General features: G+C 68.4%; 25 protein-coding genes. 15 read left to right on the top strand and 10 right to left on the bottom strand.

Features of this window, described 5'->3' with window-relative positions:
- Positions 1–93: 93 nt before the first annotated feature.
- The 3 genes from ACZ5ZX_RS21520 to ACZ5ZX_RS21530 form a co-directional block, all read right to left on the bottom strand.
- Positions 94–1,455, bottom strand: coding sequence for a M20/M25/M40 family metallo-hydrolase (locus ACZ5ZX_RS21520; protein WP_465503762.1), 1,362 nt, complete (start codon positions 1,453–1,455; stop codon positions 94–96).
- Positions 1,456–1,547: 92 nt separating this feature from the next.
- Positions 1,548–1,922, bottom strand: a complete 375-nt coding sequence (locus ACZ5ZX_RS21525) for a hypothetical protein (RefSeq protein ID WP_465503763.1) — start codon at positions 1,920–1,922, stop codon at positions 1,548–1,550.
- A gap of 87 nt (positions 1,923–2,009) precedes the next feature.
- Positions 2,010–2,474, bottom strand: a complete 465-nt coding sequence (locus ACZ5ZX_RS21530) for a DUF2716 domain-containing protein (RefSeq protein ID WP_465503764.1) — start codon at positions 2,472–2,474, stop codon at positions 2,010–2,012.
- 51 nt (positions 2,475–2,525) lie between these two features.
- Here ACZ5ZX_RS21530 and ACZ5ZX_RS21535 point away from each other — a divergent pair, with 51 nt between their 5' ends.
- Genes ACZ5ZX_RS21535 through ACZ5ZX_RS21545 form a run of 3 tightly spaced genes read left to right on the top strand, consistent with a single transcriptional unit; the run spans position 2,526 to position 3,462 of the window.
- Positions 2,526–2,729 (top strand): hypothetical protein, encoded by a 204-nt coding sequence (locus ACZ5ZX_RS21535; RefSeq protein WP_037306526.1) that lies wholly within the window; start codon positions 2,526–2,528, stop codon positions 2,727–2,729.
- Positions 2,726–3,106, top strand: a complete 381-nt coding sequence (locus ACZ5ZX_RS21540) for a type II toxin-antitoxin system death-on-curing family toxin (RefSeq protein ID WP_465503765.1) — start codon at positions 2,726–2,728, stop codon at positions 3,104–3,106. Before ACZ5ZX_RS21535 ends, ACZ5ZX_RS21540 begins: the two co-directional genes overlap by 4 nt.
- 17 nt (positions 3,107–3,123) lie before the next feature.
- Positions 3,124–3,462: a winged helix-turn-helix transcriptional regulator gene (locus tag ACZ5ZX_RS21545; protein WP_465503935.1), complete on the top strand. Its 339-nt coding sequence runs from the start codon at positions 3,124–3,126 to the stop codon at positions 3,460–3,462.
- 385 nt (positions 3,463–3,847) lie between these two features.
- On the opposite strand, the gene ACZ5ZX_RS21550 is transcribed toward ACZ5ZX_RS21545, so the two are convergent.
- Positions 3,848–4,138, bottom strand: coding sequence for a 4a-hydroxytetrahydrobiopterin dehydratase (locus ACZ5ZX_RS21550; RefSeq protein ID WP_465503766.1), 291 nt, complete (start codon positions 4,136–4,138; stop codon positions 3,848–3,850).
- 73 nt (positions 4,139–4,211) lie between these two features.
- On the opposite strand from ACZ5ZX_RS21550, the gene ACZ5ZX_RS21555 reads away from it, so the two are divergent.
- The 3 genes from ACZ5ZX_RS21555 to ACZ5ZX_RS21565 are packed head-to-tail and all read left to right on the top strand — an operon-like array spanning position 4,212 to position 7,923.
- Complete coding sequence (locus ACZ5ZX_RS21555; RefSeq protein ID WP_465503767.1) at positions 4,212–5,264, top strand: thiamine ABC transporter substrate-binding protein; 1,053 nt, start codon at positions 4,212–4,214, stop codon at positions 5,262–5,264.
- Between the two features lie 11 nt (positions 5,265–5,275).
- Complete coding sequence (locus tag ACZ5ZX_RS21560; RefSeq protein ID WP_465503936.1) at positions 5,276–6,889, top strand: ABC transporter permease; 1,614 nt, start codon at positions 5,276–5,278, stop codon at positions 6,887–6,889.
- Positions 6,889–7,923 carry an ABC transporter ATP-binding protein gene (locus tag ACZ5ZX_RS21565; RefSeq protein ID WP_465503768.1) on the top strand — a complete coding sequence of 345 codons (1,035 nt, stop codon included), beginning with the start codon at positions 6,889–6,891 and terminating at the stop codon, positions 7,921–7,923. The genes ACZ5ZX_RS21560 and ACZ5ZX_RS21565 overlap by 1 nt, the downstream gene beginning before the upstream one ends.
- Before the next feature lie 86 nt (positions 7,924–8,009).
- On the opposite strand, the gene ACZ5ZX_RS21570 is transcribed toward ACZ5ZX_RS21565, so the two are convergent.
- Genes ACZ5ZX_RS21570 through ACZ5ZX_RS21580 form a run of 3 tightly spaced genes read right to left on the bottom strand, consistent with a single transcriptional unit; the run spans position 8,010 to position 10,980 of the window.
- Positions 8,010–8,900 carry an ABC transporter permease gene (locus ACZ5ZX_RS21570; protein WP_465503769.1) on the bottom strand — a complete coding sequence of 297 codons (891 nt, stop codon included), beginning with the start codon at positions 8,898–8,900 and terminating at the stop codon, positions 8,010–8,012.
- The gene (locus ACZ5ZX_RS21575; protein ID WP_465503770.1) at positions 8,897–9,892 is read right to left on the bottom strand and encodes an ABC transporter ATP-binding protein; all 996 of its coding nucleotides are present in this window, start codon (positions 9,890–9,892) and stop codon (positions 8,897–8,899) included. Before ACZ5ZX_RS21575 ends, ACZ5ZX_RS21570 begins: the two co-directional genes overlap by 4 nt.
- Complete coding sequence (locus ACZ5ZX_RS21580) at positions 9,889–10,980, bottom strand: LolA family protein (protein ID WP_465503771.1); 1,092 nt, start codon at positions 10,978–10,980, stop codon at positions 9,889–9,891. The genes ACZ5ZX_RS21575 and ACZ5ZX_RS21580 overlap by 4 nt, the downstream gene beginning before the upstream one ends.
- 145 nt (positions 10,981–11,125) lie before the next feature.
- On the opposite strand from ACZ5ZX_RS21580, the gene ACZ5ZX_RS21585 reads away from it, so the two are divergent.
- Genes ACZ5ZX_RS21585 through ACZ5ZX_RS21595 form a run of 3 tightly spaced genes read left to right on the top strand, consistent with a single transcriptional unit; the run spans position 11,126 to position 13,588 of the window.
- On the top strand, positions 11,126–11,854 hold the full coding sequence (locus ACZ5ZX_RS21585; RefSeq protein WP_465503772.1) for a response regulator transcription factor: 729 nt from the start codon (positions 11,126–11,128) through the stop codon (positions 11,852–11,854).
- Entirely contained in the window at positions 11,851–13,188 is a 1,338-nt protein-coding gene (locus ACZ5ZX_RS21590) for a sensor histidine kinase (RefSeq protein ID WP_465503773.1), read from the top strand. The genes ACZ5ZX_RS21585 and ACZ5ZX_RS21590 overlap by 4 nt, the downstream gene beginning before the upstream one ends.
- Before the next feature lie 10 nt (positions 13,189–13,198).
- Positions 13,199–13,588 (top strand): (deoxy)nucleoside triphosphate pyrophosphohydrolase, encoded by a 390-nt coding sequence (locus ACZ5ZX_RS21595; protein WP_465503774.1) that lies wholly within the window; start codon positions 13,199–13,201, stop codon positions 13,586–13,588.
- 49 nt (positions 13,589–13,637) lie between these two features.
- Here ACZ5ZX_RS21595 and trpS read toward each other — a convergent pair whose 3' ends face one another.
- On the bottom strand, positions 13,638–14,603 hold the full coding sequence (trpS, locus tag ACZ5ZX_RS21600; protein ID WP_465503775.1) for a tryptophan--tRNA ligase: 966 nt from the start codon (positions 14,601–14,603) through the stop codon (positions 13,638–13,640).
- Between the two features lie 289 nt (positions 14,604–14,892).
- On the opposite strand from trpS, the gene ACZ5ZX_RS21605 reads away from it, so the two are divergent.
- The gene (locus ACZ5ZX_RS21605) at positions 14,893–15,192 is read left to right on the top strand and encodes a YciI family protein (RefSeq protein WP_465503776.1); all 300 of its coding nucleotides are present in this window, start codon (positions 14,893–14,895) and stop codon (positions 15,190–15,192) included.
- Positions 15,193–15,214: 22 nt separating this feature from the next.
- Here the strand turns inward: ACZ5ZX_RS21605 and ACZ5ZX_RS21610 are convergent, their stop codons facing one another.
- On the bottom strand, positions 15,215–15,373 hold the full coding sequence (locus ACZ5ZX_RS21610) for a hypothetical protein (RefSeq protein WP_465503777.1): 159 nt from the start codon (positions 15,371–15,373) through the stop codon (positions 15,215–15,217).
- A 220-nt stretch (positions 15,374–15,593) separates the two neighbouring features.
- Here ACZ5ZX_RS21610 and typA point away from each other — a divergent pair, with 220 nt between their 5' ends.
- The gene (gene typA / locus ACZ5ZX_RS21615; RefSeq protein WP_465503778.1) at positions 15,594–17,516 is read left to right on the top strand and encodes a translational GTPase TypA; all 1,923 of its coding nucleotides are present in this window, start codon (positions 15,594–15,596) and stop codon (positions 17,514–17,516) included.
- Between the two features lie 366 nt (positions 17,517–17,882).
- On the opposite strand, the gene ACZ5ZX_RS21620 is transcribed toward typA, so the two are convergent.
- Positions 17,883–19,256, bottom strand: coding sequence for an MFS transporter (locus ACZ5ZX_RS21620; RefSeq protein ID WP_465503779.1), 1,374 nt, complete (start codon positions 19,254–19,256; stop codon positions 17,883–17,885).
- 229 nt (positions 19,257–19,485) lie between these two features.
- Here ACZ5ZX_RS21620 and ACZ5ZX_RS21625 point away from each other — a divergent pair, with 229 nt between their 5' ends.
- The 4 genes from ACZ5ZX_RS21625 (at position 19,486) to ACZ5ZX_RS21640 (ending at position 25,410) form a co-directional block, all read left to right on the top strand.
- Positions 19,486–21,195 (top strand): ABC transporter family substrate-binding protein, encoded by a 1,710-nt coding sequence (locus ACZ5ZX_RS21625; RefSeq protein ID WP_465503937.1) that lies wholly within the window; start codon positions 19,486–19,488, stop codon positions 21,193–21,195.
- Between the two features lie 285 nt (positions 21,196–21,480).
- Positions 21,481–23,286 (top strand): ABC transporter family substrate-binding protein, encoded by a 1,806-nt coding sequence (locus ACZ5ZX_RS21630; protein WP_465503780.1) that lies wholly within the window; start codon positions 21,481–21,483, stop codon positions 23,284–23,286.
- A 182-nt stretch (positions 23,287–23,468) separates the two neighbouring features.
- On the top strand, positions 23,469–24,485 hold the full coding sequence (locus ACZ5ZX_RS21635; RefSeq protein ID WP_465503781.1) for an ABC transporter permease: 1,017 nt from the start codon (positions 23,469–23,471) through the stop codon (positions 24,483–24,485).
- 1 nt (position 24,486) lies between these two features.
- Positions 24,487–25,410: an ABC transporter permease gene (locus ACZ5ZX_RS21640; RefSeq protein WP_465503938.1), complete on the top strand. Its 924-nt coding sequence runs from the start codon at positions 24,487–24,489 to the stop codon at positions 25,408–25,410.
- Positions 25,411–25,532: the final 122 nt, after the last annotated feature.

Below are 25,532 nucleotides of genomic sequence, written 5' to 3' on the forward strand. Positions count from 1 at the left end.
CCATCATGTACTTCACCACGAGCCAGGCCGCAGGCCACGCGTAGGTACCTAAGAGGGGTTCGCTCTAACCGTCATCACCACTCACGAGGCTGGCTACTTCCGCAGCAGGCTGTACGCCGCCGATCCGATCAGCTCCAGCGAGACCTGAAGCCGCTCAAGCGAAACGTTGTCCTTGATGGTGTCTTCCGGCGTGTGGTAGGTCGGCTCCAGCAGCGCCGGGCCCGTCTCACCACGCCAGCTGAAGTTGCCCGACGCGATCCCGCGCTCGAAGAACGGCACGTGGTCGCTCGAACCGCGCGCGACCGGGCCCTTGACCCGCGGGTCGTAGCCGAGCCGTTTGGCGGCGGCGTTGACGGCCGCGGTCGTGGCGTTGTCGGCGCCGTCGACCGAAAGCAGCCAGTAGGTGATCGCCGGGTCCCAGCTGGTGGCGACCATGTCGTTCTGGAAGCAGCCCGCGATCCGCTTCGCTTCCGGGTCGGACAGCTGCGAGACGTAGTACCGCGAGCCGATCAGGCCGTACTCCTCCGAACCCCACAGCGCGAACCGCAGCGTCTTGTTCGTCGGCAGGTACCGCAGCACACGCGCGAGTTCGAGGCACAGCACGGTGCCGCTGCCGTCGTCGTTCGCGCCGGGGGAGCCGGGGACGCTGTCGTAGTGCGCGGTCACCATGACCACGCCGTCGTCCTTGCCGGGGAACGTGGCCGGGCGCTCGGCGATGATGTTGTGCGACGTCAGGTTCTTGTGGTGGACGGCCGACGCCTTGACCGTCACCGGGCCCTTGGCGAGCCGTTCACGCAGGCGCTCCACCTGGACCTGGGCCAGGCCCAGCACCGGGATGGTCACCGGGGTGGCCAGCGTCGGGGAGAACGCGGACAGCTTCCGCGCCGGGTCGGCGCCGATCCGGCCGAGCAGGACGGCGACCGCACCGCGCTGCGCGGCCGTCAGATAGGCGTCCGCCTTGTTCGCCACCGCCGCGATCAGCACGATCTTGCCGGTCAGGTCGTCGGGCAGGGTGTTCCCGTCTCCGGCGTCGACGACGACCGCTTCGCGCGTGACGTCCTGCGCGCCCTGCGGCGACGAGCCGGTCTGCCAGCTGTCGCTCCCGACCGACAGGGCACCGAGGAACTTGTCGGCGATCGGGAACGGCTGCACCGTGACCTGGTAGCGCAGGTCACGCAGCACCTTCGCGATGTAGTCCTTGGCACGCAGCTCGCCTTCGGTGCCGGCGATCCGGGGGCCGATCCGGTCGCTGAGCACTCGCAGATGCTCCAGCGCCCGCCGCGACCGGACCCGCGCGACCACGGGATAGTCGCCGAAGTCCAGCGACGGCGGGGACTGCGCGCCCGGACGCTGCTGCGTCGCCGCGGCGGCGGTGCCGGGGTTCAGCCCGATCGTCGCCGCGCCCGCCAATGCCACCGCGCCCGCGAGCACCTCACGCCTGCGCAGACCTGCCATGGAACACCCCTCACTTCTCGAAGAACCTTCGTTCGAGTAGCTAAGAGACGCGGGGCCCGGAGAGCAACCTCCGATCGTCCCCTTTTTCCGGTTCAGCGCACGGCGACCCGGCGGTAGGCCTGGGAGACGGCGGCGACACCGCAGGCCGCGGCCGCGATCACCCCGCCGATCAGCAGTGCGGTCCCGGCGAACGGGCCGAAGTCGCGCACGTCGGCGAGCCGTCCCCAGAAGGAGCCTTCGAGCAGGGCGCCGACCAGGATGAACACCGGTGCGGCGACGCCGAGGAGGAGGATCCACCGGAACCTGGCGGACAACGTCAGGACGAGGATCCCGGTCACGCCGAGTATGAACGGGCCGGGCGGGACGTCGGGAAATCCGGGGACGCCCGCGACGATCTGGACGATCAGGCCGGCGACACCGAGGAAAAGGAAGAAGGCGTTGGCGACGGCCGCGGTGGAACGGTTCATGGTGGATCTCCTCACTGGTTCGGATGGCCACTGAAGAGTCCCGTCCACCGGCCGTGCGGCGCGTCGGCCCGGAAGCGGCAATCCGGTCTACGCGGACCTGCGTAGGGGCTCGCCGAGGACTTCGGTGAGCTCCGCCGAAATCGCCGTCACCAGCGCTTCGCCGAACACGCAGAGCGTGTACTCCCACGGATGCCCGAACGTGCCGAGCCGGAAGTCCGGCGTGAGGTAGCTGTAGTAGTCGCCGTCCGGGAACGGGCTGAGCGGCCAGTCCTTCGCCGACGTCGGGAACAGGTACGACTCGTGCTGCCAGTCGAGCGCGTACAGCTCGTCGGCGCAGGCGGTCAGGCCCCGTCGGACCACGGAAACCAGCCGGTCCAGTAGCCGGTACTCCGGATCGTCGTCGAGGGCGGTCAGGCTCCAGGTCACCGAACCCGACGGCTCACTGATCCCTGGCCACTGGAACCGGTCCGTGCTGGGCCGGAAGGCGAAGTCCGCGTAGAAGCGGTGCCACACCTGGCGGTATTCGGAGTCTCCAAGGGTCTCGACGCTCACCCAGGGAAAATACGCGCAAGGGTGTGCTACCAGAGTGGTATCATCGACGGCATGGCCATGACCCTGAGGTTGAACGACGAGCAGGAGCGCGCTCTCGCCTTGCTGGCCGAGGCCGACGGCGTGAGCAAGCACGAAGCCACGGTCCGCGCCATCACCGAGGCCGCCGGACGCCGCGTTCGCGACGATCGTGTCCGGGCACTGTCGAAGGACGGCCGAGAGCGCTATGCCGCTCTGCTCGACCGCCTCGCCCAGTGATCGAGTATCTCACCGTCGAAGACCTCCTGACGCTCGCCGAAGATCTCCGGGTGCCCAAGGTTCGTGACCTCGGGCTGCTCGACTCCGCCGCGCACCGGCCGCAGGCTTCCTTGATGGGCCAGGACGCTTATCCGACGCTGCACGAAAAAGCCGCGGTCCTGTTGGAGTCGGTCGTACGCAACCACCCGCTCGTCGACGGGAACAAGCGTCTTTCCTGGATGGCGACATTCGTCTTCTACGGGCTCAACGGACACGATCTCGACGCGCCGGAAGACGACGCCTACGACCTGGTGATCGCGATGTCCACCGGCTCGCGCACCTACCGGGAAGCCGCGGCCGACCTGGCGGCGTGGACGCGGGTAGCTTCGAACGGGTGAAGCCGTTGAGTCCCGACATGTTCGCGCCCGGTTGCCCGTCGAATCTGACGCCGTTCCGGATCGGCGACAAGTGGGCGGGTCTGGTCGTGCTGTGCCTGGAAGAAGGACCGCGCCGGTTCTCCGAACTGCGGGTACCGCTGCGGGGCGTCACGTCGAAGGTCCTCACGGAAACGCTGAGGGCCTTGGAGCGCGACGGCATGATCACGCGGACGGCGTACGACGAGACGCCGCCACGGGTGGAGTACGAGCTCACCTCGCTCGGCCGGACGCTGTTCCCGGCGATGGAGGCATGCCGCGAGTGGGCGGCGAAGCACCTTCCGGAGCTTGTCGCCGCCCGTGAGGCGTATTCGGGATAAGAGCTAGCCGAGAAGCCCCAGCACGATGATCGTCAGCAACGTGATCGCGGTGGCGAAGGTGGTCACCCAGGCGCGCTGGGCGGCGGTGATGGAGGCGTTGTTGTGCACGGCGGTTCCCCGGGGGAGAGAAGCGACAGGTCCGCCGTGAACAGCGCGTTGATCAGGCTCCGCGTTACCTTCGGCGGGCCGCTGTGATCAAGGTCACTGATCGTGCTGGTGATGCCGCCCTCGCGCCGTGTACCAGAGCACTCCGGCCGCGGCCGCCACCATCGTGCCGAATGCCGAGAACCCCACCACGATCGCTTGCGTCATCACTCGTCCTTTCTCGTTGTTCCTACTGGAAGGACGTCCGAGAAGCGGCGACGTGGCGTGATCGTCGCGGACGTCACACCGCGTCGAGTACCCCGTCGATCTGCGACGCAAGCGCGAAGTCCTTCTCCGTCAGCCCTCCGGCGGAGTGCGTGCTGAGCCGGAACGTCACCGTCCGCCAGCGGATGTCGATATCGGGATGGTGGCCGGCCGCCTCCGCCAGTTCGGCCACTTTGTCCACCGCTTCGATGGCCTTCGGGAAGCTCGGCAGCTCCGCTTTCCGCTCGATGGTGACGCCCTCGCGGGTCCAGCCGGAGAGCTTCGTCACGGCTTCGTCGGCCTGCGTGTCGTTCAAGATTTCCGCCATGACTCCATGGTGGTACGCCGTCGGCTACGCTGCACGTTTGCCACGGGTCCCCCATGAAAACGCAGGAGGCTAGATGAAACGCGCCCTCCGCACGCTCGTTGCGGCTGGCACGGTGGCCGCCCTCGTCGCGGGCTGCTCACTCTCCGGGAACTCCGGAGAAGACCCGCAGGGACCGACGACGGTCACGCTCGTCACGCATGATTCGTGGCTCGCCCCTCAGGACGTCCTCGACGCGTTCGAGCGGCAGTCCGGGATCAAGATCTCCGTCCTCAAGCAGGGTGACGCGGGCGCGCTGACCAACAAATTGGTGCTGACCAAGGCGAACCCGATCGGGGACGTCGCGTACGGCATCGACTCGACCTTCGCCTCCCGAGCGCTCGCCGAGGGCGTTTTCGAGCAGTACACCAGCCCGGAAGCCGATCGCGGCCCGCAGCGGTACTCCATCGACCCCGGGCACCGGCTCTCCGCCGTCGACCTCGGCGACGTCTGCGTGAACATCGACACCCGGTACTTCGCGGACAAGGGCATTCCGGAGCCGAAGTCGTTCGCGGATCTCGCCGATGCCAAGTACAAGGACCTGATGGTCGCCGAGAGCCCCGCGACGTCGTCGCCTGGCCTGGCGTTCCTGCTCGGCACCATCGCTCAGTTCGGCGACCAAGGCTGGCAGGGGTACTGGACACAGCTGAAGGCCAATGGACTCAAGACGGTCAGCGGCTGGGAAGAGGCCTACACCAAGGAATTCTCCGGCTCCTCCGGCAAGGGGCCGCGGCCGATCGTCGTCTCCTACGCGTCCTCGCCCGCCGCCGAGCTCGGCGAAGACGGCAAGCCGCGCACGAAGGCGCTGCTGGACACCTGCTATCGCCAGGTCGAGTACGCGGGCGTGCTGGCGGGCGGCAAGCAGGTCGAGAAGGCCCGCAAGGTCGTGGACTTCCTGCTGTCCCAGCAGTTCCAGGTGACCGTGGCGAGCAACATGTACGTCTACCCGGCCCGCCAGGGCGTCGAACTCCCGCAGGGCTGGGCGCAGGCCGCGCCGCTGCCGCAGGAGCCGAAGACGCTCGAACCGGCCAAGATCCAAGCCGGGCGTGAGCAGTGGATCGCCCAGTGGCGCACTCTCTTCGAGGGCTGAAGACTCCTGCGCTGACTTCCCGCGGAGCCGGGCTGGCCGCACTCGCCGTGCTGCCGCTCGGCTTCCTCGTGGTCTTCTTCGCCTGGCCGGTCGCGGCGATCGTCGCCCGTGGTTTCGGCTCCGGCGGGGTCGGCGCGGCCATCGGCGACCCGCTGACCTGGAAACTCGCGGGATTCACCCTCGCCAGTGCCGGGGCTTCGACGGTCGTCGCGGTGCTCGCGGGTCTGCCGGTGGCGTTCCTCCTCGCGCGGGTGCGGCTGCCGGGAGTCTCGCTGGTCCGGACGCTCGTGCTGGTGCCGTTCGTGCTGCCGACCGTCGTGGTCGGCCTCGCCTTCCGCGCGCTCTGGCCCGACGGCGGCCTGCTGCCCTTGGTGCTGGCCAACGCCTTCTTCAACGTCGCCGTCGTCGCGCGTACGGTTTCCGGGCTGTGGAGCCATCTCGACCCGCGCACCGTGGACGCGGCGCGGGCACTCGGCGCGTCGCCATGGCGTGCCTTCCGCACGGTGACGCTGCCCGCGCTCGCGCCTGCCATCGCGTCGGCCGCGGCCGTCGTGTTCCTGTTCTGCGCTACCAGTTTCGGGGTCGTGCTCATTCTCGGCGGGGCGAAATTCCGGACGCTGGAGACAGAGATCTACCTGCGCACGGTCGAACTGCTCGACCTCTCCGGCGCGGCCGCGCTGTCGCTCGTGCAGTTCGCGGCCGTGGTCGCCGCGCTCGTGGTGGGCGCGCTCGCCAGGCGCCGCCGCGAGAACGCGGTGCGGCTGCGGGCGCGGAGTGAGACCGCCCGCCGTCCCCGCGGGGGCGAATGGTGGGCCGCCGGGGCGGGACTGGCGGTGATCGCGCTGCTGATGACGCCGATCGTGGCGCTGCTCGTCGAGTCCGTGTCCACTTCGGACGGTTGGAGCCTGGCGGGGTACGAAGCGCTCGGCAGCCGGGGAACCCGTGGCGCGCTCCAGGTTTCGGGCTGGGACGCGGCTTCGATGTCGCTGCGGACGGCGTTCGACGCGACGATGCTCGCGATGATCGTCGGGGTGCTGGCCTCGGTGGTGCTGGTGGCGTTGCGGCGCACCCCGGGCAGGCTGGCGCGGGGGATGGGCGAGACGATGGACGCGGCGTTGATGCTGCCGCTGGGCGTGTCCGCGGTGACCGTGGGTTTCGGCTATCTCATCACGCTCGACGCGCTTCCCGGTGACCTGCGGACGTCGCCGCTGCTGGTCCCGCTCGCCCAGGCGCTGGTGATCATCCCGCTGATCGTGCGGATGGTGCTGCCGGTGCTGCGTTCGGTCGACGTCCGGCTGCGGCAGGCCGCCTCGACGCTCGGTGCGAGTCCCGCACGGGTGTGGCGGGAGATCGACCTTCCGCTGACGGCGCGATCGCTGGTCGCGGCGGCCGGTTTCGGTTACGTGGTCGCGCTCGGCGAGTTCGGCGCGACGAGTTTCCTGGCCAGGCCGGACGCGCCGACATTGCCGGTCGCCGTCGCGACGCTCATCTCGCGGCCGGGTGAGCTGAACAACCAGATGGCCTACGCGGCCTGTGCGCTGCTCATGATCGTGACCGTGGCGGCGGTGGTGCTGATCGACCGGTTCGGCGCGGTCCGCGGGCAGAATTCGGTAGGGGAGTTCTAGTGTCGCTGTCGGTACGGGATCTGACCGTCCACTATGGATCTTTCGTCGCAGTGAAGGATGCTCGGCTGGACATCGCCGACGGCGAGGTGCTCGCCCTGCTCGGCCCGTCCGGTTCGGGGAAGTCGACGCTGCTGCGGGCCATCACCGGGCTGGAGCCGCTGACCTCGGGCACGGTGCGCTGGGACGGCGAGGATCTCGCCGGGGTGCCGGTGCACCGGCGGGAGTTCGGGCTGGTGTTCCAGGACGGTCAGCTGTTCCCGCACAAGGACGTGGCCTCGAACATCGCGTTCGGCCTGCGGATGCACGACGTCCCGCGCGCCGAGCACGCCGAGCGGGTCCGTGCCCTGCTGGAACTGGTCGGGCTGAGCGGTTACGAGCGGCGGCGGGTGACCGAGCTTTCCGGCGGGCAGGCGCAGCGAGTGGCGCTGGCCCGCGCGCTGGCGCCGGAACCGCGGTTGCTGCTGCTGGACGAGCCACTGTCCGGTTTGGACGCCGGGCTACGGGAACAGCTGGCGATCGACCTCGCGGCGTTGCTGAGGCGCAGCAAGATCACCGCGCTGCTGGTCACGCACGATCAGGAAGAGGCGTTCACACTCGCCGACCGGGTCGCCGTCCTCGACGACGGTGAGATCCGCCAGGAAGGCGCGGTGCGCCGCGTCTGGCGGCAGCCGGTGGACGAGGGGGTGGCGCGCTTCCTCGGCGTGACGACCTTCGTCGACGGCGAGGCGTCCAGCGGCACGGTGCGGACAGTGCTCGGCGACGTCACGCTTCCCGACGTCAAGGACGGTCCGGTCCGGCTGGGACTGCGGCCGCATGGCCTGCGGGTCTCGGAACGCGGGATCGAGGGTGAGGTGACGGCGGTGGTGCACCGGCGGGAACACGTCCGGCTCGTCGTCGCACCCGGCGGCGATCTGTCCACTGTGGACGCTGTCGCGCCGGTCACGGCCGATCTGCGTCCCGGCGACACCGTCCGGCTCGCTCTGGACCCCGACGGCGTCGCCCAACTCCCGCGTTCGGAGGACGAAACGCGGTAGCCGCGGGGTCAGACCGCGCCCCGACGCCGTGAAGGCCTCCTTCCCTACCCTGAAGGTAGTGAAGGAGGCCTTCACGGAACGACGGGTCAGCCGTCCCGCGTCGTCAGGCGCGCGTAGGCGATCGAGAGCCCGATGGCGATGTAGCAGGCGGCGCGCAGCGCGCCTTCGCCGAGCATCGCCGTGTCGAGGGGGTCCATCAGCACCGAAGCCGGTGCCTGGGCCCAGTTCTCGTTGAGCAGGAACGGATGCAGCCATGAAACCGCGTCCAGCACGCCGAGGATGGTGAACACGATCGTCCCGGCCAGCACCGAGGCGACGACCAGCATCGGGTGTTCGGTGAACGACGAGATCGCGAGCGCGACCGCCCCGACCGCCCACAGCTGCAGGATCACCCACGCCGCCACGAGCAGGATGCGGCCCAGCGCGTCCCAGACACTCAGCGTCGAGCCGGTGAGGGTGAACATCGAATCGGTACCGCTGATGATTAGCCCGGTGACGAAACCGGTGAACGTCATGGCCAGTACGGCGATCGTCGAAACGGTCGCGACGCCGAACGCCTTGATCGCGAGCAGCCTGCCGCGGCCGACCGGGGCGACCAGCCAGCCCCGCAAGGTCCCGTGCGCCGCTTCACCGGCGATCGCGTCCGCCCCGGCCATCGCCGAAGCGAGCGGGAGCAGCAACGCCAGCGTCATGGTCAACGCGGCCACGGGGAGGATGAACCCGTTGCTGACCGCGGAGGCGAGCAGCGCGCCGTCCCCGCCGCCACGGCCCTCGTTCGCGGCGCTCGTGGGGTCGACGAGGGTCAGCGCGACGCCGATGATCACCGGGATCAGCGCGAGCAGCCCCAGTACGGCCAGTGTGCGGGGCCGCCGGAAGATCCAGCGCAGTTCGGCGCGGTACAACCGGAGCAGGCCGACACTGTCCCGGCCGGTCCGTGCCGCGGGTGCCGCGGGTGCCGCGGCCAGAGCGTGGGTCACGACTCCCCCTCAGTATCCACAGTGGACTCGGGCTGGGTCAGCCTGGCGAACAGATCCTCGAGTCCGGTCCGCGCCCGTGCCGCCTCGTGCACCGCCACCCCGGCCGTCACCAGATGCCGCAGTACGTCGGGGGCTTCGGCGGCGGTCAGGTCCACGCGGACGCCGTCCGGGGTGAGCCTGCTGCCGATCCTGTTCTCCCGCAACGTTTCCACCGCGAGTTCGGCGTCCGGCGTCCGTACCAGCAGCGCCGCGTTCCCCGACTCCAGCAGTTCGGTGAGCTCGCCCTGTGCGATCACGTTCCCCGACTGGAGTACCGCGACATGCGTGCAGGTCGCCTCGACTTCGGCCAGCAGATGCGACGACACCACGACGGTGACACCGTCGGCCTGCAGTTCACCGATGATGCGGCGGATCTCCCTGGTCCCGGCCGGGTCGAGGCCGTTGGTCGGCTCGTCGAGCACGACCATCCGCCGCGGCACGAGCAACGCGCTGGCCAGCCCCATCCGCTGCTTCATCCCCAGCGAATACCCCTTGTAGCGCCGGTTCGCGGCGCCGCTCAGGCCGACCCGTTCGAGCGCCGCGTCGACCGCTCCGGGGATCCCGGCCGAAGCCAGCCTCGGTTCGGCCGCGGCCGCGCGCAGCAGGTTCTCCCGCCCGGAAAGAAAGGGATGGAAGCCCGGTCCTTCGACCAGCGCCCCGACGTCGGGCAGCGCGTGCGCCGCCTCGTCGGGCATCCGCTTGCCGAAGAGTTCGACCTCGCCCTCGGTCGGGCGTACCAGGCCGAGCAGCATCCGGATGGTCGTCGTCTTGCCCGAACCGTTGGGGCCGAGCATCCCCAGCACGGCGCCTTCGGGAACGTCGAGGTCGACGTGGTCCACGGCCACCGTGCGGCCGTAGACCTTGCGCAGGCCCCTGGTGCGGGCCGCCATGGGTACCGCCGGAGCGGACGCCTCCTGGGAGACGTCCGCCCCGGCTTCGAAAGTGGTGGTCACTTCGCGGCCAGTGCCTCGAAGAGGACCTGCTCCGGCACCGCGCCGACGGCGTAGCGGCCGTCGTCGGTCAGCACGCCGGTGCCGACCTTGGTGGTCACCAGCCAGCCGCTGCCCCACGCGCCGCTGACCGGCTTGGCGAACCGCGAAAGCAGCGCCTTCGGGTCGACCTGGTTGCCTTCGCCGTCCTTCGCGCTTCCGGCCTTCGCCAGCGCGTCGGCCGGGATCTTGCCGGTGATCGCGGTGTCCCAGCCGTCGCCGACGACCTTGACGTCGCTCTTCGCCTGCTCGGCCAGCTCACGGTCCTTCTGGTCGATCTCGGCGGTCTTCTCGGTCACCTTCGCGCCCTTCGGCGGGGTGAACTCGAAGTTCGACGCTGGCTGGTTTGCGAAGTTGATCTCGCTGAACGAAGCCTCGAAAGCCGGCGAGGAGGTGCCGTTGGCCAGCACCGTCACGCGCAGCGGCATCCGCGTCTGCTCGTCGATCGCGACCCGGATCTCGCGCAGGAGCGTCCGCTCGGTCGGCTTCGGCGTCAGCACCAGTTCGTACGCGGCGCGGTTGGCGACCGACGACGTCCCGTCGACGGCGATCGTGCTGCTCTCCCGCACCTTGCCGAGCAGTTCCGAGGCCACCGTGGCCGGATCGACGGCCTGGCCCTGGGTCTTGTTCTGGTGCTCCTTGGCCAGTTCATCCGGGACGGTGATCTTGGTGGCGGAGTTGTCCTTGGAGTTGTACTCCCAGACGGTCTGCCCGTTCCGGACGATGGTCTGCTGGCTGGAACCCTCGGTGAGCGACATCTTGCTCTTGCCCGTGCCATCGGTCGAGACCTGCGCCGAGTCGATGCTGAGCACCGACGCGCCCGGCAGCGTGCTGCCGACCGCCGGCAGGCCGAGGTCGTTGTCGACCTTGACCTTCCCGTCGAACGCCGACGGCTTCGCGTTGAGCGTCGACTGCACCAGCTCTTCCGCGCTGATCTGCGGCAAGACGGGCGCGTCACCGGCGGTGGCCGGCATCGCGACGACGGCGAGCCCGCCGACGCCCAGTGCCGTCCCCACCACCGCCGCGGTGATGGCCTTCCTCTTCGGATCCATGCTGTCTCTCCCTGTTTCCCCGAACCCGGAGTGTGCTCGGGTCTTGGCGACAACGCTTCCCCGGAAACGCTGAGATACCACTCAGACTCCGCCTTCGCAGCTGAGATGGCGCTGAGAGCTCGCGCGTGGCCTGGTGAAACCGTGAATGATGAGTGACGTGAAACCTCGAGTACTGGTGGTCGACGACGAGCCCGGCGTGCGTAAGGCGTTGCAGCGCGGACTGCGCGCCGAGGACATGGACGTGGTCACGGCGGGGGACGGGCCCAGCGGTCTGCGGCTCGCGCAGACGGGCTCCTTCGACGTCGTCCTGCTCGACATCATGCTTCCGGGGCTTTCCGGCTACCGCGTGCTCGAACGGCTGCGCGCGATCGGCGTCACCACGCCGGTGCTGATGATCTCCGCGAAGGACGGCGAGGTCGACCAGGCCGACGGACTCGACCTCGGCGCCGACGGATATCTCGTGAAACCGTTCTCGTTCGTCGTCCTGGTCGCGCAGGTGCGCGCGGTGCTGCGGCGGGCCTCGCCCGACGCGATCCGCGGACCGCTGCGGATCGGCGCGCTCGAAGTCGACCGGAGCCTGCGGCAGGTCCGCTACGACGGCGTCGAGGTCGCGTTCAGCCCACGCGAGTTCGCGCTGCTCGAAGTGCTGGCGGGCCGGGCGGGCACGGTGGTGACCAAGGATGAGCTGCTCCGCGCGGTCTGGGGTGACGAGCAGGCCGCGACCCGCAACGTCGTCGAGGTCTATGTCGGTTACGTGCGCCGCAAACTCGACGCCGTCGGCGCCGGAGCCCTGGTCCGGACCGTGCGCGGGCACGGCTACCTGGCCTCCGACCCGCAGCTCGACGAAGTCATCGCCCCGGCGGGCCAGGGGTGATCGGCTCACCGTCTTGGTGGCGCCGCCGTTCGCTCCAGGTCCGGATCACCCTGCTCGCGGCCGCGGTCACGCTCGGTTTCCTGCTCGGGCTGGCGGCGGTCGCCGGTGACAATCTCCGGCCGCTGCTCATCGGCTCGGTCGACGACGAACTCGGCGCCCAGCTGGCGACCGCGACCGCCGACGTCGCCGCGGGCAGGACGCCGTCGGGATCGGCGGTCACCGTCCGCGTCCTCGACACCGGGGGCGGCCCGGTCGACGGCCTGCCGCCCGCGAATCTCGGTCCCGCCGAGGTCCGCGCGCTGAAAGCGGGGGAGTCGATCACGACCGGCGGCGAGCACAGCTGGCGGTGGGCCGGAACCGTGGTCACCGCGCCCGACGGGCAGCAACGGCTCGTCGTCGCGGGGGCGGGGCTGGTCGGTTTCGCGACGGCCGTGCACTCAGGTGGCCTCTGGCTGTTCTTGGTCGCGTCCGTCGGCGCGGTGGGCGCTGGGATCGCGACGTGGCTGCTGGTGCGGTTCGCGCTGCGGCCGGTGGCCCGGATGCGGGGGTCGGTGCGGGCGCTCCCACCGGGTGCGCGGCTGCCGCTGCCGGATTCGCACGACGAGCTCCGCGCGCTGGCCGAGGAGTTCAACGCGCTGCTGGCCCGGCAGGAAGAGAGTGCCGGGCGGCTGCGGCGGTTCACCGGGGACGCGGCGCACGAACTGCGGTCGCCGGTCGCGTCGATCCGCGTACAGGCCGAGGTCGCCGTCACCAACCCCGATCCCGATCTCGCCCAGGAGACACTGTCGGACATCCTCGAGGAAGCGGAACGGCTTTCCTCACTGCTCGACGGCTTGCTGACGCTGGCGAGGTCGGACGCGGGGGAGGTCCCGCCCTCGGAACCGGTCGAGCTGGTGAGCGAGGTCCGGGCGGTGGTCGCGCGGCTGGCACGGTCGTCTCCGGACGCGCCGGAGATCCGGGTCACCGGAACCGTCGGGACCGCGTGGGCGCTGGCCACGCACGCCGAGGTCGAACTGGTGCTGAGCAACCTGCTGCGCAACGCCTGCCGGTACGCGCGCGGGGAGATCGTGGTGTCGGTGCTCGCGGCGCGGTCCACCGTGCGGGTGGTGGTCGACGACGACGGGCCGGGTATCGAGCCGGAACACCGGGAGCGGGTCTTCGACCGGTTCTATCGCGTTTCCGATTCGCGGGCGCGGTCCTCCGGTGGCACCGGCCTGGGGCTGGCGATGGTCGCGGAGGCCGTCCGGCGGCGTGGCGGCCGGGTGCGCGTCAGCGAATCACCCGATGGCGGAGCGCGCTTCCAGATCGTCTGGCAGGCGGCGCGGCCGCACTAGGGTGTGCCGCGTGGTGATCGTGGGCGCCGCCATCGTGCGGAACGGACAGCTGCTGGCACAGCAACGGGCTTGGCCCGCCGACCACGCCGGGCAATGGGAACTGCCGGGCGGACGGGTCGAGGACGGCGAAGGCGACGAGGCCGCCTTGGCGCGCGAATGCCTGGAGGAACTCGACGTCGCGGTGACGGTCGGGGGCCGGGTCGGCGATGACGTCCCGCTGCCGGGCGGGAAGGTGCTGCGGATCTACGCGGCTTCGCTGGTCTCGGCGGGGGACGAGCCGCGGGCGGTGGAGCACAAGGACGTCCGGTGGGTCTCCGCGCGCGAACTCGACGCCCTCGACTGGCTGCCTGCCGACCGGATCCTGCTGCCCGCGTTGCACGCCTTGCTCGAACGTCCGTGAAGGCCTCCTTGAGGGACCCAGAGTCCCTCAAGGAGTCCTTCACGGAACTTCAGCCGGCGCCGATGAGCCGCAGCGCGGACTGGAGCCGGTGCTCGCCCCGTTCCGCCGCCCGGACGGCACCCGCCTTGCGGACCCGCTCCAGCTCACCGGGGTCGGCGAGCAGTGCCAGCGCGCGTTCCCGGACCGGCCGCAGTTCTTCGATCAGCGCTTCCGCGACCGCCTCCTTCACCTGGCCGTAGGAGGCGTACTGATCGGCGAGGACATCGGGCTTCTCTTTGACGCAGGCCGCGAGGATGTCCAGCAGGTTCGCCATCCCCGGACGGGTTTCCGGCGCGTAGACCGGCTTCGACCCGCCGTCGGTCACCGCGCGTTTCACCTTCCGCCTGACCTGGTCGGCCTCGTCGAGCACGAAGACGACCCCGGCCTCTTCCCGCGTCGATTTCGACATCTTCCGCGTCGGCACGGAGAGGTCCATGATCCGCGCCCCGGCGGGCGGCAGCACCGCCTTCGGCATGGTGAACACCTCGCCGTAGGTGGAGTTGAACCGCTTCGCCAGCGTTCTGGCCAGTTCGACGTGCTGCCGCTGGTCCTCGCCGACCGGGACCTCGTCCGCGCCCTGCAGGAGGATGTCCGCCGCCATCAGCACCGGATAGGTCAGCAGGGACAGCCGGACCCCGGCGCGGCCCTTCGACTTCTCCTTGAACTGGATCATCCTCGCGGCCTCGCCGTAGTTGCAGGTGCATTCGAGGACCCAGTTGAGCGCGCCCAGTTCGCGCGCGATGTCGGATTGCACGAACACGCGGTCCGGTTCGATCCCGGCCGCGATCAGCACGGCGAGCTGCTCGGAAGCCATCGATCGCAGTTTCGCCGGGTTGTGCGACGTCGTCATGGCGTGCAGGTCGGAGACGAAGTACAGGTCGTCCGGCCCGCCCTCGTCCGCCCAGCGCCGAATGGCCCCCAGGTGATTCCCGACGTGGACGTGGCCGGACGGGGTGATCCCGGACAACCTGATCATCTGCCTTCTTCCTTCCGGATTCGGGCCGCCCCAGGGTCCGGGCACGAAAAAGGCCGCCCGCTGGGGCGGCCTGGTGGTGCGCTCGTCTGGTTCAGCGCAGGACTTCGGGGCCGCCGGAGGGCGGCCACCACTGGGCGTTCTGCGCGCGCATGCCGACGATGCTAGCGCAACCCTCGCAAGCGGAGTGAAATAAGGGTGAGTCACTCATTCCGGGCACGTCGCGTCAACACTTCATATCGGCCGGGGCAGTACGCCTGTCACATTGGAGATCCGGGTCTACCTTCATCTCATGTATGTCGTCCTGCTGACCTACACCGCACCCATCGAAGAAATCGACTACGTGCTCCCTGATCACGCCGACTGGCTGACCAAGCAGTACGAGCACGGGTATTTCCTCGCCTCCGGCAGACGCAATCCGCGCATCGGCGGGGTCATCATCACCAGGCCCATGACCAGGGGAAAGCTCGACGCGATCCTCGCGACGGACCCGTTCTCGATCAAGCACATGGCCGCCTACGAGGTGATCGAATTCTCGCCGACCCGCACCGCTCCGGAACTGCGGGCGGTCAACGAGGCGGTGGTGCGCTGAAGATCTTTCACGACAACTGAGGTCAAGCCGCTTTCGCGATCTTCGTCTTCGCCTTTTTCAGCGCGAGAACGGGACATTTGCCGCACCGCGATTTGGATCGGCAGCATTTCTTCTTGACCTTGCCCGCCTTCATCCACTTGCGGACGAGCTTGTGCGGGTCGTCGGGTAGCTTCTTGCCCACTCGCGCTCCTCGTCGGACTCCGTCGGCGGCGCCCGCCACGCCCTCTCACGTTAGGTGAGGCTAACCGATCTTGGGGCGTGGGGGTGCTCACAGTTCGGCTACAGGTACCCTGGTGTGGTCCGCGTATGGCCAAAGTCGGCCGACGTTACTCGATCGCGTGAGTAAGCCTTCGAGGCGGCGCGGGCACCACACCCGAACTTGAAACCTTTGGAGCCCTCGCGTGCCCGCAGCCAGCGCCACCGCAGTCGATGCCGGCCGCCTTTCCGGCAAGACACGGCCCGACCTGCGCAACGTCGCCATCGTCGCACACGTCGACCATGGCAAGACGACCCTCGTCGACGCGATGCTCCGGCAGTCCGGGGCCTTCGAGGAGCGTGCCGAACTCGTCGACCGCGTGATGGACTCCGGAGAGCTCGAGCGGGAAAAGGGCATCACCATTCTCGCGAAGAACACCTCCATCCACCGTGAGACCGAGGACGGTCCGGTGACGATCAACGTCATCGACACCCCCGGCCACGCCGACTTCGGCGGCGAGGTCGAACGCGGTCTCGCCATGGTCGACGGCGTCGTCCTGCTGGTGGACGCCAGCGAGGGCCCGCTCCCGCAGACGCGGTTCGTGCTGCGCAAGACCCTCGAAGCCGGTCTGCCGGTGATCCTCGTGGTCAACAAGACCGACCGCCCCGACGCCCGGATCTCCGAGGTCGTCGAGGAGACCCACGACCTGCTCCTCGACCTCGCCGGTGACATCGAGGACGCCGACCTCGACGCGATCCTCGACCTGCCGGTCGTCTTCGCCTCCGCTCGGGCCGGCAAGGCGAGCCTCGAGCAGCCCGCCGACGGCGCGGTGCCCGAGAGCGAGAACCTCGACCCGCTGTTCGAGACCCTGCTGCGCCACGTGCCGCCGCCCTTCGCGGACAAGGAAGGCCCGCTGCGCGCACTGGTCACCAACCTCGACGCGTCGAACTTCCTCGGCCGGATCGCGCTGATCCGCATCCACTCCGGCAACCTCCGCAAGGGCCAGACCGTGGCCTGGATGCGTGAGGACGGCACCATCCAGAACGTCCGCATCTCCGAGCTGCTGGTCACCGAGGCGCTCACCCGCGTCCCGGCGACCGAGGCCAGCGCGGGCGAGCTGGTCGCCATCGCCGGTATCCCCGAGATCACCATCGGTGACACGCTGGCCGACGTCGAGAACCCCGAGGCGCTGCCCCGGATCGCGGTCGACGAGCCCGCGATCTCGATGACCATCGGTGTCAACACCTCGCCGCTGGCCGGCCGCAGCGGTGGCGACAAGGTCACCGCACGCCTGGTCAAGGCCCGGCTGGACCAGGAGCTGATCGGTAACGTCAGCATCAAGGTGCTGCCGACCGAGCGTCCCGACACCTGGGAGGTCCAGGGCCGTGGCGAGCTGGCGCTGGCGATCCTCGTCGAGCAGATGCGCCGTGAAGGTTTCGAGCTGACCGTCGGCAAGCCGCAGGTGGTCACCCGGATGATCGACGGCAAGCTGCACGAGCCGTTCGAGCGCCTCTCGATCGACGCCCCGGAAGAGCACCTCGGTGGCATCACGCAGCTCCTGGCCGCCCGCAAGGGCCGCATGGAGCACATGGGCGGGCACGGTTCGGGCCGGATCAAGCTCGACTACGTCCTCCCGGCGCGTGGCCTGATCGGTTTCCGCACCGACTTCCTCACCGAGACCCGCGGCACCGGGATCGCGAACCACGTGTTCGAGGGCTACTTCCCGTGGGCGGGCGAGATCCGCACCCGCCACTCCGGTTCCTTGGTCGCCGACCGCTCCGGCCCCATCACCGCGTATGCGATGATCCAGCTGGCCGACCGCGGCACCTTCTTCGTCGAGCCGGGCGCCGAGGTGTACGAGGGCATGGTCGTCGGCGAGAACCCGCGCGCCGAGGACCTCGACATCAACATCACCAAGGAGAAGAAGCTGACCAACATGCGTCAGTCCTCCGCCGACGTGATGGAGACGCTGGCCCGCCCGCGCAAGATGGGCCTGGAAGAGGCGCTGGAGTTCTGCTCCGTCGACGAATGCGTCGAGGTCGCGCCGGACGTCGTCCGGATCCGCAAGGTCACGCTGGACGTCAACCAGCGCGCCAAGGAGCGCAACCGCAACAAGAACCGGGGCTAGTCTCCCGCAGCTCGCAGTACATGAAGGCCCCCTTCCTTGCGCCAGGCGCAAGGAAGGGGGCCTTCATGTACCTCTGTGGACGGTTCACGGACTCCGGGACCGCCACATGTGGCCCGCGAGCATCGGCAGTCACAACGGCTGCGCGTGAAGGCCCCCTTCCCTCGACTGAGCCGAGGGAAGGGGGCCTTCACGCGCAGCCGTGACCGAACCGCGCAGAAGGTGCAGACCGGACATCTGTCACCGCACGGTCCTGTATGGACGGTCGCCCATGAGCAGCCTGGGGCATTACTCTCCGTAGTTGATCGGGCTCCTGCGGTGAGAAATTCGATTTCCCGCGTTTTTCCGCGTTCCTTTTTGGACTCGCGTTCACAACACCGGAACGGCTTCCCGGCGCGGTGAGAGGACGGCCGCGGACACCGTGCCGAGAACGCCGACACAACCCAGCGCGAAACAAATGATGCGAAATGCGTCGGTATAGGCCTCGCCGGAGAGCTTCCCACCCGTAATCGACGCGAGAACGGCACCGACAACCGCGATCGCGATCGTTTCCGTCGCCAATCGCGCGGTGGTGAACATTCCGGCCGCCGTTCCGGAATGTTCCGGGCCGACGGAACCGATTGCCAAACCGTCCAGCAATCCCATCGTCAATCCCGTGCCCGCCCCGACCAGAACGAGGGGGACGAGCAACGAGAGCACGCCGGAGGAGGCGTTCATGGTCATCAGCAGAAAGGCGCCGATCCCGCTCACGGCCACCGCGCCCGCGACGAACCACGACGACGGCAGCCGTCGCGCCAGCGCGGCACCCACGGTCGGGAACAGCACGGTCGGCGCGGTGAGCATCAGCAGCCACAGCCCGGCCTCTCCGGCGCCGAGCCCGACGACCTCGATCAGGTACGACGGCAGATAGACCAGCAGCGGCACCAGGATGGTCACCAGCGCGCCCGCCGCGACGGCGAGCGACGTGAAGCCGCGGTTGGCCAGCAAGGAGAGGTCGAACAGCGGATCGGCGCGCCGCCGCTCCACGAACGGGAAGACCACCGCGAGCACGACGGCCAGCAGGAGGGCGCCGACGACGAGCGGATGCGCGAAGCCGAGTTCGCCTGCTTCGACCAGTCCGAAGATCAGCAGCATGATCGCGCCGGTGAAGAGCGCGGCGCCCGCCAAGTCGACCCGGCGCCCGGCTGTCCCGGGAACTCGCGGGAGAAACGGCGTCAGGGCCAGCACGAGGGCGGCCACGGCGGCCGGTGCGCCGAAGACGGCCCGCCAGCCCAGCAGATCGACGAGCAGGCCGCCGATCGACGGCCCGAAGGCGAGCCCGATCCCGAGCACCGTGCCGACCAGACCGAACGCCCTCGTCCTCGACGCGCCCTGGAAGGTTTCGGTGAGGATCGCCAGCCCGCCGGTGACCGCGGCGGCCGCGCCCGTCCCGGCGATCAGGCGGACGATGTCGAGCACGACGATGTTCCCGGCCACGGTGCAGGCGATCCCGCCACCGACGAACAACGCGAGACCCGCCACGTAGATCCGGCGTCTGCCCAGTACGTCGGCCAAAGAGCCCGCGAACACCAGGAAGCTCGCGAAGCAGGCGTTGTACCCGTTGACGACCCACTGGGTCGCCGCGAGGCCCGCGCCGAGGTCGTCGGCGATGTCGGTGAGGGCGACCGAGGCGCCCGTGATGGTCAGCGGGAAGGTGAACGTGGACATGAGCACGACCACGAGGACGAGCGCGCGTTTGGTCACCCCGGCAAGCTAGCGGCCGACTCCTTCGTGCGGCTAAGCGTTTTCCCGCGGCCTGAGCAGGAACCTCGCGGGCCTCCCGGACGTCCACCGGATGGGTGGTACTCAAGCCGGTCGGGCGACGGCCGGGCCGATATGGGAATCTCGCAGTGGCGGTCGGATCATCGTGGCAGCATGGCGAGGGACAAATCAGGAGGATTCAGGCGTGCGGTTAGTGACCACAGCGGCGCCCATGCTGGCGTGCGCGGCCGTGCTCCTCGCCGCCTGCAGCAATACGCCACCCCCGCCCGTGGTCAGCTCCTCGGCCTCTCCAGTGAGCTCCTCGACCACGAAGACCCCTTCGCAGGTCGTAGTGGGTGTCGACGACATTCTCGGCGGCTACAACCCGCATAACCTCGCGGACGCCTCCCAGGTGACGTCGGCGCTCTCGCAGCTTCTGCTCCCGTCGGTGTTCCGCCCGAAGGACGACGGCACCGTCGAGCTGGACAAGAACCTGATGAAGTCCGCCGAGGTCGTCTCGCAGCAGCCGTTCACGGTCGCCTACACGATCCGGCCGGACGCCTCCTGGTCCGACAGCGCGCCGATCGCCGCCGAGGACTTCGCGTACCTCCGCGAGGCGATGCGCGACCAGCCCGGCGTGATCGGTGCCGCGGGCTACCGGCTGATCTCCGACATCCAGTCGCGTGAAGGCGGCAAACGGGTCGAGGTCACCTTCAGCAAGCCCTACCCCGGCTGGCAGACGCTGTTCACGAACCTCCTGCCCGCCCATCTGCTCAAGGACGCCCCGAACGGGTGGCAGGGCGCGCTGGCGACCACCTTCCCGGCCGTCGCCGGCCCCTACTCGATCAAAAGCCTCGACACCGCGCGCGGAGAGGTGATTCTGGAGCGCAACGAGCGCTACTGGGAGAAACCCTCCGCACTGGACCGGATCGTGCTGCGTGCGGCCGATCAGGACGGCACACTGGCCGCGCTGCGCAGCGGCAACGACCAGTTCGTGATGACCAGGACCGGCGCCACCGGCCTCAAACGGCTCGGCGAGCTGGGTTCCGCCGTCCAGCTGCACACGGTCGCCCGGCCGACGGTCGCGCAGATCCTCCTGCGGCCGGTGAGTTCGACGCTGTCGGATCCCAAGGTGCGCGAAGGTGTCACCGCGCTGATCGACCGCGGCAAGCTGATCACCGAGACGGCGGACGGCGGCCCGTCGGACAAGCTCCGTGCCGACGCCCAGGTCCGGGTGCCGTCGGGAACCGGTTTCCAGCCGACGATCCCGGCGCCGGGCCCGCCGTCGGCGCCCGATCCGGCCAAGGGCGAGGAACTGCTCAAATCCGCCGGCTACGCCAAGGAAGCCGGGACCTGGCGCAAGAACGGGAAGAACCTTTCGCTGGTCGTCGCCTCGCCCGCCAAACAGGAGCCGTACGCGACGATCGCCAAGGAGCTGACGGCGCAACTGGTGGCCGCGGGCATCGAGGTCAACTCGATCGCGCCGCAGCCGAGGGAGCTGTTCTCGACGCTGCTGGCGATGCCGGTGCTCAACGGCCTTCAGCAGACGACGTCCGAGGGCGCGGGCAACGTCGGCATCGACATCGCGGTGATCGGCCAGGCCACCGGCGGCGCGGACGTCGCTTCGGTGCTGGCGTCCACCTTCGGCTGCAGGCCTGATCAGCTCGCCGACAAGACCAAGGCCGTCGTGCCGGGGAACCCGCTCGGCTTCTGCGACCCGGCCCTGCAGCCGACGATCGACGCCGCGCTGACCGGCGCCACGCCCGTCGCCGACGCGCTTTCGACCCTCGAACCGGAATTGTGGCGCCGGAATGTGGCCATTCCGTTGTTCCAGCTGGCCGATACCCTCGCCATCGGCTCTGGTATTTCCGGAGTAACCGCTGGTCCTCCTATGGTGGGCCCTTTCGGGTCGGCGGTGAACTGGACCCGGGGTCCGAAGTAGCCGAATCGCGGTCAAGTTCGCGCCGGAGGGTGACCTTTCCCGGCACGTTCGAGTGGCTGACTGATTCCTCCTGGTAACCAATATATTTCTCGAAGTCAGCCGGAAGTTACCCTTTGGTCACGATCGCCCCGCAACTGGTGACTGTTAGTGCATTTCCTTTCTAGCGTGCACCCGCAGTGCGCCAAATGAGGTTGCTTGGCGTGTCATAGGCTCCGGGCCATCTCACCGGAGCGGTGTGGGGTCCTGTTCCGATCTCAGGAACCCAGTGCTAGGAGGGCACACTTCATGAGGAAGTCCAAGGCAGTCTCCGCCTGGTCGCTGGTCGCGGCCTCCGCGCTTGTGCTGAGCGCATGCAGCGGTGGCGACAGCGGTAGTTCCGACCAGAACGGGTCGTCGACCGACATCAAGAGCATGGCGATCGGCAAGGCGCAGAACGGCGAAAACTTCAAGCTCGCGGACCTCAAGGGGTACGAGGGCACCGTCACCGTGGGTATCGACGACGGGTACTCGGGCTACAACAACGACACGCCCGACACCAACACGTCGTACAACACCTACATCCTGACGGCCGTGCTGGCCGGTGCCGATGTGCTCGACGGCAACAACAAGGTGCTGCTGAACAACGACGTGTTCGACTCCTGGGAGGTCACCTCCAAGGAGCCGCAGACCGTCGTCTACAAGATCAAGCCGAACGTGAAGTGGTCCGACGGCGAGGCGTTCGACTGCGACGACATGTACCTGTCGTGGCTGTCGCACTCCGGTGCCGCCAAGACCTCTGACGGCAAGCAGGCCTTCCTCGCCGCTTCGACGACCGGCTACCAGCTGATCAACCAGGCGACCTGCAAGGACGACCTGACCTTCGAGACCAAGTACACCGAGCCGTACCTGGACTACAAGGGTCTGTTCAACTCGACGGCGATCATGCCCGCGCACATCGTCGAGAAGCGCGCGAACATCCCCGACATCACCAAGCTGACGCCGACCAGCGACTCGGCCCAGCTCAAGGCGGCGGGTGACTTCTGGACCAACGGCTTCAAGCAGTTCAAGGCCGAGGACATGCCGGCCTCGGGTCCGTACAAGATCACCGCGTTCGACGCCAACCAGAAGGCCGTCACGCTCGAGAAGAACCCGAACTGGATCGGTGGCAAGGGTGGCCCCTCCAAGATCGTCGTGAAGGCGATGGAGGACACCAAGGCCATGGCGACCGCGCTGCAGAACGGTGAGATCGACATCGCCGCTTCGACCCAGCCCGACGCCACCGCCGCCGGCACCCTGAAGAGCCTTTCCGCTCAGGGCGTCACCTACGGTTCGGCCTCGCAGCTGACCTTCGAGCACATCGACCTCAACTACAAGCGCATGTTCAAGGACAAGAACCTGCGTAAGGCGTTCTTCGAGGTCGTGAACCGCCAGGAGATCACCGACAAGCTCCTCAAGGAGGTCCAGGCCGACGCGACCCCGCTGAACAGCATCGTGTTCATGCCGGGCGAGCAGGGCTTCAAGGACCTGTACAGCAGCAAGGCCGGTCTGGGTGCCGAAGCCGCCGCCAAGACCCTGTCCGACGCCGGCTGGGTCAAGGGTGCCGACGGCATCTTCGCCAAGGACGGCCAGCGCGCGTCGTTCAAGATCTCGCACAACCAGAACGCCCGCCGTCAGCAGACCGTCGAGATCATCATCTCGCAGGCCAAGCTCGCCGGTATCGAGATCACGGACGACCAGGACGCGAACTTCCTGAAGGGTGGCCGCCTCGCGGCCAGCGACTACGACGCCGCGCTCTTCGGCTGGTCCGCCGCTCCGTTCAAGGCCGAGCAGAAGTCGATCTACATCACCCGGGTCGACGACAGCAGCCAGAACTACCAGGGCCTGTCCAACCCGACGATCGACTCGGCGTTCGAGGCGGCCGTGAAGGCCACCGACGAGTCCGTCCAGCTGGAGAGCTACCAGAAGGCCGACCAGGCGATCGCGGACGAGTACGCGACGCTGCCGCTGTTCCAGACCCCGTCCATGTGGGCGTTCAAGGGCATCGACCGCACTTACATGCAGTCGTACAACGGTGTCCTGTGGAACGCCGGTGAGTGGGAGCAGAAGAAGTAGGGCTTCCGCCCCGCTTTTTCACCACTCGCTTACGCGATCCTGGTGGTAGGGGGGCCCGGCCACAAGCCAGGCCCCCCTACCCGCCGGAAGTAGCTGTTGACCGTAGGGTTACCGCCACTACGGTGGACAACCGGGCGACGGTCCAGCACTTCGGCGGCCAGGCCCGGATGAGGAGCAGTTCGTTGAACCTGGTGATCTACATTCTTCGCCGTCTGGCGATATCGATTCCCGTCCTGCTGGTCGGGACTTTTCTGTGTTTCATCATGGTCGCCGGCACCGGCGACCCGCTCGCCGAGCTGAAGAGCAACCCGGCCATGAACCCGCAGGTACTCGCGGAAACGGCCGCGCGGCTCGGGCTCGACCAGGGCATCATTCCGCGGTACTTCTCGTGGCTCGGCAACTTCGTCACCGGCGACTGGGGCGTTTCCATCGCTCAGGGCAACGCGCAGGCCCCGGTGTTCCCGAAGGTGATGGCCGCGTTCGAGGTCACCTTGAAGCTCGTCGTCGGAGCCGAGATCCTCGCGCTCATCCTCGGTGTGCTCGTCGGTGTGGTCGCGGCCGTCAAGCAGTACTCGATCCTCGACTACGTCGCCACCACGCTGGCCTTCCTGCTGTTCTCGATGCCGATCTTCTGTGTCGCCATCGTGCTGAAGGGCTACGCGATCCAGTTCAACGGCTGGGTCCGGGACCTGGGACTGTCCGATGTGCTCGGTAATCCCTGGATTCGCACCACTAGTCCGGAATCACTGAATTTCGACGGGCCAGGCGGTTTCCTCGCCAGTTACGTCGGCGCGTATCTGCTGCCGACCCTGTCCATCATGGCCATCAGCTTCGCCGCGTACAGCCGGTTCCAGCGCGCTTCGATGCTGGAGACACTGAATGCGGACTACGTGCGGACCGCGCGCGCCAAGGGCCTCGCCAACGGCCGGGTCATCTTCCGGCACGCGTTCCGGAACGCGCTCATCCCGGTGACCACCCTGTTCTCCGTCAACTTCGGTGCGGTGCTCTCGGGCGCGATCATCACCGAGTCGGTGTTCAACTGGAATGGCATGGGCAAACTGCTCGTCGAAGCCGTCGTCAAAAACGACACACAGGTGATGATGGGCTGGCTGGTGCTCATCGCCAGCAGCATCATCGTCGCCAACCTGATCGCCGACCTGATGTACGGCATCCTGGACCCGAGGATTCGCGTTGGCTGACTTGAACTCCCTCATCGCGGCGGAAGGCTCGACGTCCGCCGACGGCAAGCTTCCGGAAGAGGCCCTGCCCGAACCCCGGAGCCAGGGCAAGCTGGTCCTGCGCAAGTTCCTGCGGCACAAGCTGGCGATGGTCTGCACGGCGATCCTGCTGTTGCTCGTGCTGACCGTGATCATCATGCCGATCTTCTGGCCGTACGACTACGAGGACAGCTCCTTCCCGTCCTTCGCCAAGCCCAGCGGGGATTACCCGCTCGGTACGACACAGGTCGGCAAGGAGATGGTGTCGCAGATCCTGCGCGGCACCCAGTACTCGCTCCTGATCGCGCTCATCGTGTCGATCGTCGCCACCACCATCGGCACCATTTTCGGGGCCATGGCGGGATATCTGCGTGGCTTCACCGACTCGGCGATCTCCCGCGTGACGGACCTGTTCCTGATCGTGCCGCAGATCGCCGCCGCGGCGATCCTGGCGAAGGTGTTCGGCGGCGGTACCTGGTACATCGTCGCGATCGTGCTGGCCGCCTTCGGCTGGATGCCGATCGCGCGGATCGCCAGGGCCGAGTCGATGTCGCTGTCCCAGCGTGAATTCGTGGACGCCGCTCGCGCGTCCGGCGCCGGGACGATGCACATCGTGTTCAAGCACCTGGTGCCGAACATGGTCGGCCTCATCACGGTCAACGCGACCCTCGCGATCGCGCAGGCCGTGCTGATCGAGGCGGCGCTGTCCTTCATCGGGCTGGGGGTGCAGCTGCCGGACACCTCGCTCGGCCGCGTCATCCTCGAGAACTACTCGCAGCTGCAGAACCGGCCGGCGTTGTTCTTCGGTCCGTTCATCGTGCTGGTGCTGATCTCGCTGACGATCAACTTCATCGGTGACGGTCTGCGGGACGCTTTCGACCCGCGGCAGCGCCGGATGAAGGCGTAAGGCTCCTCTTTAGCGCGTGAAGGCCCCCTTCCCTCGGCTCAGGTTTTGAGTGACCAGCCGAGGGAAGGGGGCCTTCACGCGCTTCGGGGTCGTGCGCTGTGTCCACAAGGGACGCTTTCCAC

The sequence above is a fragment of the Amycolatopsis sp. NPDC033938 genome, assembly GCF_055575975.1.

Bases quoted from the DNA above. Each gene is read 5' to 3' on its own strand.
- ACZ5ZX_RS21520 (WP_465503762.1), bottom strand. From the start codon at position 1,455: ATGGCAGGTCTGCGCAGGCGTGAGGTGCTCGCGGGCGCGGTGGCATTG.
- ACZ5ZX_RS21525 (WP_465503763.1), bottom strand. From the start codon at position 1,922: ATGAACCGTTCCACCGCGGCCGTCGCCAACGCCTTCTTCCTTTTCCTC.
- ACZ5ZX_RS21535 (WP_037306526.1), top strand. From the start codon at position 2,526: ATGGCCATGACCCTGAGGTTGAACGACGAGCAGGAGCGCGCTCTCGCC.
- ACZ5ZX_RS21545 (WP_465503935.1), top strand. From the start codon at position 3,124: ATGTTCGCGCCCGGTTGCCCGTCGAATCTGACGCCGTTCCGGATCGGC.
- ACZ5ZX_RS21550 (WP_465503766.1), bottom strand. From the start codon at position 4,138: ATGGCGGAAATCTTGAACGACACGCAGGCCGACGAAGCCGTGACGAAG.
- ACZ5ZX_RS21555 (WP_465503767.1), top strand. From the start codon at position 4,212: ATGAAACGCGCCCTCCGCACGCTCGTTGCGGCTGGCACGGTGGCCGCC.
- ACZ5ZX_RS21580 (WP_465503771.1), bottom strand. From the start codon at position 10,980: ATGGATCCGAAGAGGAAGGCCATCACCGCGGCGGTGGTGGGGACGGCA.
- ACZ5ZX_RS21585 (WP_465503772.1), top strand. From the start codon at position 11,126: ATGATGAGTGACGTGAAACCTCGAGTACTGGTGGTCGACGACGAGCCC.
- trpS (WP_465503775.1), bottom strand. From the start codon at position 14,603: ATGATCAGGTTGTCCGGGATCACCCCGTCCGGCCACGTCCACGTCGGG.
- ACZ5ZX_RS21605 (WP_465503776.1), top strand. From the start codon at position 14,893: ATGTATGTCGTCCTGCTGACCTACACCGCACCCATCGAAGAAATCGAC.
- ACZ5ZX_RS21625 (WP_465503937.1), top strand. From the start codon at position 19,486: ATGCTGGCGTGCGCGGCCGTGCTCCTCGCCGCCTGCAGCAATACGCCA.
- ACZ5ZX_RS21630 (WP_465503780.1), top strand. From the start codon at position 21,481: ATGAGGAAGTCCAAGGCAGTCTCCGCCTGGTCGCTGGTCGCGGCCTCC.